The 6,921-nt window shown below is 46.5% G+C and carries 7 protein-coding genes; 2 read left to right on the forward strand and 5 right to left on the reverse strand.

The window, feature by feature from the left end; genetic code table 11:
• Positions 1-208 precede the first annotated feature (208 nt).
• From RMO35_RS09920 to RMO35_RS09935, 4 genes are all read right to left on the reverse strand, one after another.
• Positions 209-931 carry a 15,16-dihydrobiliverdin:ferredoxin oxidoreductase gene (locus RMO35_RS09920; RefSeq protein ID WP_396135640.1) on the reverse strand — a complete coding sequence of 241 codons (723 nt, stop codon included), beginning with the start codon at positions 929-931 and terminating at the stop codon, positions 209-211.
• A 176-nt stretch (positions 932-1,107) separates the two neighbouring features.
• Positions 1,108-1,311, reverse strand: coding sequence for a LapA family protein (locus RMO35_RS09925; protein ID WP_309740776.1), 204 nt, complete (start codon positions 1,309-1,311; stop codon positions 1,108-1,110).
• Between the two features lie 188 nt (positions 1,312-1,499).
• Entirely contained in the window at positions 1,500-2,930 is a 1,431-nt protein-coding gene (locus RMO35_RS09930) for a phosphoglucomutase/phosphomannomutase family protein (RefSeq protein WP_309740780.1), read from the reverse strand.
• A gap of 210 nt (positions 2,931-3,140) precedes the next feature.
• Complete coding sequence (locus tag RMO35_RS09935) at positions 3,141-3,506, reverse strand: hypothetical protein (RefSeq protein ID WP_309740782.1); 366 nt, start codon at positions 3,504-3,506, stop codon at positions 3,141-3,143.
• Between the two features lie 750 nt (positions 3,507-4,256).
• On the opposite strand from RMO35_RS09935, the gene RMO35_RS09940 reads away from it, so the two are divergent.
• Together RMO35_RS09940 and RMO35_RS09945 are read left to right on the forward strand one after the other, a co-directional pair.
• On the forward strand, positions 4,257-4,826 hold the full coding sequence (locus tag RMO35_RS09940) for an Npun_F5560 family protein (RefSeq protein ID WP_309740785.1): 570 nt from the start codon (positions 4,257-4,259) through the stop codon (positions 4,824-4,826).
• Positions 4,819-5,481 (forward strand): hypothetical protein, encoded by a 663-nt coding sequence (locus RMO35_RS09945; RefSeq protein WP_309740787.1) that lies wholly within the window; start codon positions 4,819-4,821, stop codon positions 5,479-5,481. The genes RMO35_RS09940 and RMO35_RS09945 overlap by 8 nt, the downstream gene beginning before the upstream one ends.
• Here the strand turns inward: RMO35_RS09945 and RMO35_RS09950 are convergent.
• On the reverse strand, positions 5,478-6,740 hold the full coding sequence (locus RMO35_RS09950) for a glycosyltransferase family 1 protein (protein ID WP_309740790.1): 1,263 nt from the start codon (positions 6,738-6,740) through the stop codon (positions 5,478-5,480). The genes RMO35_RS09945 and RMO35_RS09950 overlap by 4 nt on opposite strands.
• Between the last annotated feature and the right edge of the window lie 181 nt (positions 6,741-6,921).

Raw genomic sequence — 6,921 nt, forward strand, 5'->3', positions numbered from 1 at the left:
GATAGGGAATAGGGAATAGGGAAAATATCTGCAATTATATGTAAGAACCCTAAACCCTGAGTTCTATGCTCTATCTCCTATCCCCTGTCTTGATTCGCTGTCTTGTCGTTTTTTTATTCGGGGGGAACCCCCGAATAAAAACGCCGCTAAACCGTCGAGGAACCCGACGAGCGCGAATCGCTATTCCCTATTCCCTATCCCCTATTCCCTAGCGCACAGCTAAAGGTGCTGAATCTTCAAATAAGAACTCATGCAAGAAGCGTTCCGACCATTCGTGTCCGAAATAGCTGCTAAATAATCCTGATGCAGGATCGCGTTCGGCACTGTAACAATCGTAGTCTTTTTGGGCTTTGACAATGCGTTGAATATCAGCAGGATCGGTCAATGGTTCGGCGCGATCGATCGTCTGCCAGTACAAGTCTAGATAATCTTTAAAGGCTGCGAGTAGTCGCGTCGAAACTGTTTCGACATCGGTTTTGGCAAACAGGAGATACTTGGAGAAATATTGGTTGGAGTCATAAAATTTCATCTCCAAATCTTGCGAGAGATCTGGGTATCGATCGTGCAGAAATTTCAGTGGCTCGATGTATTTTTGCTGATAGGCAGCATCTTGAAATAATGGCTGGAAATCAAGTACCACTAAATTCTTGACTTTACCAAATGACAGGAAATCCAATCCTAACAGTGGCAGATCGTAATGATAACTGGGATAAATAACACAGTTGAAAATTTGAGAACTCGCACCAGCATCAATGTATGTATACCGGATTTTTCGCAACTGTGGGCATTGATAAGACCAGCTTTGAATCCTTGCCGGACTCTTGCCCCGATCGCTAACATTTAACTCCAATCCCGCTGGAATTGCTCGCGGTCGTAAGTCGAATTTAGTTGTCAGTTCGCTTTCTAAGTGGTTTAAAAATGGCTGATACATGGAGCTTGATTGCGATCGAGCCATACTACCATACCAGTATAACCAGCCAATCCGTCCCCGATTCTGAAAACTAGGCAACAAATCTTAATGTCTAGAGTTCGGCTACTGGCGACTCGCGCGGGAATTAGGTCGATCTTAGATCTGTGCTTGCCTACCGCCGCTTGACATTTGTTGCATCATTGTTGCTTTATGAGCAGTGGGATGCAGCCGCCGATAATAAAGCCAAGGGCGACGGCACCCGCTAAAACTAGTCCCCACGGCAGATCGATCGAGTTCCAGAAGACAAATTTTAGGTTGACGATGCTAGCATTCTGGACGGATAATAAGGCGATGAATGCGATCCAGACAGCGGCGATTGTCGAAATCAGTAATTTAGTCATGGCAATCGTGTTTCCTATCTTGTCTTAACTGTAGGGTGTGTTATCGCGGCAGCGTAACGCACCGAAATTATCTTCGCAAAAAGGTGCGTTAGCTTGCGCCGTAACACTGTAGCAGCGTAACGCACCGAAATTATCTTCGCAAAAAGGTGCGTTAGGCTTGCGCCGTAACACACCCTACCATCCATCTCTTATTTAAGCGCATCGATCGCGGTTTCCATTGTAGAAGCGATTTTCTGCAACTGCTCAGCGGAGTGAGTCTCCATGTATACGCGGATCAGCGGTTCGGTACCGGAGGCGCGTAGCAGTATCCAGCTACCGTCGGCGAGATAGAATTTCACCCCGTCTTTACGACCGACTTCTTTAACGTCAATCCCGGCGATATTCGTCGGTGGTTTTTCGCTATATGTCTTCATCACCGTCTCTTTGTGAGCGTTATCTAAATGGAGATCTAGACGACGGTTGTAGAGCGGGCCATCGGCTTCGGCGATGACTTCTGCTACCATTTGACTCAATGGCTTACCTTCATACGCGATCGCTTCAGCAATTAGCATATCTGCCAGGATGCCATCTTTTTCGGGAATGTGACCGATCACGCTCAGTCCGCCGGATTCTTCACCACCAATGAGAACGGGGATTTCCCGCATCTGCTCGCCGATATATTTGAAACCAACGGCGGTTTCAATTAATGGGACACCATGCTTGGCAGCAAAGTTGTCTAGGAGGTGGGTAGTTGCCACTGTACGGACGATCGCGCCAGTCTTACCTTTGTTTTTGATTAAATGCTTGGCAAGGACGAGGAGGACGGTATTAGGCGTGAGCATGTTACCTAGCTCATCAACGATCCCAAATCTATCCGCGTCGCCATCTGTCGCGACACCGAGATCGGCTTTATCCTTTTGAACTGCGGCAATCAGTTCGCCGAGTAGTTCCGCTTTGGGTTCTGGCATTCCACCGCCGAATAATACATCCCGCTGCATATGGAAGGTTTCAGTCTCGCAGCCACAATGGAGCAAGACTTTATCCAAATATCCGCGCGAGGTGGAATACATCGCATCGAATTTGACCTTCAGCTTCGCCGAGCGAATCCGCTCGACATCTAACAGGGTATAGATAAATTTGAAATATTCAGGTTGCGGATCGAAAGTGCTAATCTTGCCACTATTCTTCTTTTCTGGTGGTGCATCGCTAGCACCTTCTAGATTAGCGACGATCGTATCCGTAATCGCCAGAGTTGCTGGCCCCGCATAATCGGGGATATACTTAATCCCACAATAAGCGGCGGGATTGTGACTAGCGGTGAACATCAGCGCACCAGCCGAGTTGAGATGCCGAGCGTTGAATGCAATTACTGGCGTCGGACAATCGCGATCGACTATTTTTACCGTCCAACCCAAATCTGCTAAAATTTCTGCCGCAGTCTGGGCAAATTTATCTGCCAAAAATCGCGGATCGTAAGCAACTAACACCGGACGATCCTGACTGTAAGCCGTGCTGAGGTATGCGGCGATCGCGCGTGTTACCTTACATACATTTGCAAAGGTAAAATCTTCGGCGATAATTCCCCGCCATCCATCAGTCCCGAACTTGATTTGATGCGTACTGTTACTACCTGCGCTCATCGTTGGCTACCTACTCACTCGCTGATATTGCTGTCCTAACACTATCATAAGCCGGGATCTCGAATCGTTGCGGAGTTGGCAAAGTGGGTGGCTCGATCGGATGTATTCTGCCTCGATCGCACAATTAACCTGTAGGGGTGCCCCTTGTGGGTACCCTCATCGATGCGGGGTAAGCAGGAGGCATTACCCCTACAGAGATTATCGATTACATTATTTCTTTTTCTTGATGGGAGCTGGAGAAGTGCCTATCTTCGACTCTGTGATTTTGATATTACGGAATTGACCTTTACCATAATTGATATTCACTTCAAACAAAGCAATGTCTTGAACCAAAGTTGGTATATCTGCAAAAGTAGCTGATATCTTCATTGGTATACCTTTGACCAAAGAAATATTCATTCCACTTACAGTCGTCTGATTGGCACCTTGAACTGAGGAAGGTACGTATTGCGTTCCTGATGTATCAATTAATCTAGTGTAGTCATTACCAGCTAAATACGTTATTTGACCATCTTTGTTTGCAGTTACCCATGCTTGACAAATTACTTTTTTGCCTTGACGTTGACATCCTTGCAACTCGAACTTAAAGTCACCTTGTTCATCGACAGATTGAATTTCGCGTGGAGGACAGCTATACTGCGCCAGGACTGGTATTACCCCCCCCCGAAATCAAAATACTGGAGGCTAGTAATGAACTAGCGAAACTGTTGGTGAATGCTGACATGATGGGAATCGGGGTATGTTTTTACTACACACAGATTAAATGGATTGTAATCTCGTGTCAAGCAATCCACTTTGATTGAGTCCCAACCCTTCCACCAGTTTGGGAGATGCTGAGTTGCTGCGTAGACCATTACCCCACCCCAGCCCTCCCCTTATAAAGGGGAGGGAGCGAAAGCCCCCATTGATAAGGGCTACGGTGTATACACAAGTCTGGAGCGAAGCGAAAACCCTAGAAATCCCCCTAAATCCCCCTTGGAAAGGGGGACTTTAAAGCCCCCTTGGAAAGGGGGTTGGGGGATTTAGCTCTAGAAACGAAGCCCAGCAGACTTGTGTGTACACCGTAGCTTGATAAGGGGGGTTGGGGGGTAAGCCCATCAAACCGAAGTCTAGCCAACCTACGCATCTACTATCCCCTAACCTGTTGCGACAACCCGAACAAACTGATACAGTCATGGTATTTCCATCACCAAAATGTTGACTAACAACATTGGCAAGTCGATCGAGCATGAAATCGCAAGGCTAAAAGCGGTAAGATCGATTGAATGCTTCCGAGCGCAAGACTTTGACTGTCCATCAACTGAAAAATTACTGTGGTAATCCCCCGTGAATAAGACTCAACCCACTAATATCGCAGCCTTAAAAGCCGAAGTCGCTCGGTTTCGTGAAGAACTGAACACCCGCGACCAACTCGTTCAGCAACTATCTCAAGAACTATTCCGGCTAGTCAAAGATAACACCCCCTATGCACCCAGACCAGAGGTAGCGGGAGATTATCGCGCCGAAGTTAGGTTGCTGCGCGAACAACTCCAAGGCGTCGAACATCAGGTTCATTTTTATCAAGAGCAACTGCAACGCCGGGATGGGGAAATCCAAGAACTGCGCCACACGATCGGCGAACTCACTGAGCGCAGTAAAATGTTGGAGCAAGTAATTCGGGAATTACCCAAGGTTTATACTCGCAAATTTGCCGAGCGATTGGCACCGATTAAAACCAAAATCATGTCCTTGCAGAGTGAAAATCGCCAACTGCAAGCAGAATTAGTCAACGTCACAGATCGGATTGCCACTAGAGGAATCGATCTCCAGCAGCAACCACCAGATCTCAAATTAGACTTACCCAATATCGAGCGCCAACCATCTCCCCAGCCGATGACTGTCCTCAGTCATGTCTAAAATCGTCGTGATTTTGGATGAGACGCCAGCCAGTCAAAGGCTGGGTGTGGCAATGTTAAGATCGATCGGTGAAATCGTCGAATCAGTGCAGTTCACAACCGTGGCGGAATTACCTGCCGTCGCCAGTGCCAAGGCGATTTATTGTCCGATGACACTCGATCTTCCCCCAACGTTTGAGTTTTGGGGACAATCGATCGGTCGATCGTGTCAGGAGATCGATCGGCTCCGCGACCTAGCAGCCACAACAACAGGTGTAAAAGTCGGCGATGGTGGAAATTTGTGGTTGCCAATAATTTGGACGGCTCAAGACCCAATTTATGCGGAGATTATCGGTACAAGTGGCGATGATTATCGGCAACCGATCGATCTTGAAGCTAGCGAGCAGCAACGACTGCATCAGTTTAGCTGCCAATTACTCACCCAGCTAACCGCACCACCCGCCACTTATCTACTGCAATTTAGCCAATCAGAAAAGGGAATAATCTTCGATCGATTATTCCCCTTTCCCGCTATCCCCGCACTAGCAAGCATCGGCGTTGGACGGCTAGATTTATTCGATTGTCATTGGCGATGTATCACGGGACAGTCGATCGATCGGCAATGTGTGGATAAAGCCGAATTAGGATCGGATATTCTTACTAAGTATCTAACTTAGACCAATGTCAAAATCGGCGAAGCCAACTGAATTTCACTAATTATATTCGCACCAGATGACTCAATCGATCGAGTATCTTCCAGCTCTAATTTGATTCGTCCTTGCAGCTTGGGTAAGAGCGATTGCCACTGAATTGGTGCTAAGTCTCCAGTTAGAGATATAGCAATAGAGTCAGTAATATCGATGCCCTCACTCATCATCAAATTCATCGCAACACTGGAGATCATCATATTCGCAGCCTCTGGATCGACACCGTTACTAGTATCAATTATTAGCGCGATCTGACCTGTATCGGGATGTTGAGTAAGTCGATCGCAAACCTGACTCAATTCTTCGCCTAATTCTTCCTCATCCGCCGACCAATCAGGGAAAATAACAAGATTTTGGGTGCTAAATTGAAGATGGCTTAGAGTTTGCGCCAACAATACAGACTCAACAATTTGAGCCATTCTCGACCAAGAGAATTTTTGAGCTTGAATTAAACCAGATGCAATTAGAGATGCTCGAACTTCCGACTGTTGAACGTTTGCTAGAGCGTTAGTCATATCCTCGATACTCGTATCATCGATATAAATTGCCGCTGTCCCTGCAACTTCTGGAATCGAAGCATTATGACAGGTAATTACCGGACAACCAGAAGCTAAAGCCTCGACAATTGGCAATCCAAAACCCTCATATTTAGAAGGATATACCAAGGCAATCGCCCCAGCATATGCTAGATTGAGATTGCGATCGTCTAACTGAAGACAGTGAACTTTACTACCGGGCGCATAGATAGCATACTCCTTCGCATCAATTCCGGCTGCACCAGTACAAACGACATCAAAATCGCTATTATTTGCTAAGTTAGCGAATCCTTGCCAGAACAATATTGTATTTTTATAACCACCACCAGCACCTACTAATAAGAAGTAAGGCTTAGTAATTTCATATTGAGTGCGGAATGATTCGATTTCCGCTGCTTTTGCAGGTTTAAATACAGGTTGAGCGCCGCAAAGAGCGGTAGTAATCGTTGATGGCTCTATTTCTGGATAGTACTTAACTAAATCTTGAGCAGTGTGTTCGGAAATGGTTAAAAACGCTGAAGCATGGTTGATGCCCCGTTGTTTTTCTCGCCACATCGGTTGGTTGAGATCGGCACCAGCCACTTCAGGAATCATGTCATATCCCATAAATACCGAAGGAGTCTCAAGTGGCGTAGTGTAATAAGTAGAGATAAATAACTCTGCACCTAGATCGTTACATACCTGCTGCAACATCTCGCGATCGGCATCGGTGTTATTATAGTCATAAGTCGGAATCTGATAATAACTAATCCCTTCGATTTTAGGTGCGGTTCCTGCTCGATCGAGTACGATGAGATGATTGCCAAACTCAGTATTCGCCCACTCTTCTATGAGTGATTTCCAACTCTATCGTACTGGTATCGCGCGGGTTTGG

The sequence above is a fragment of the Chamaesiphon sp. OTE_20_metabat_361 genome, from assembly GCF_031364565.1.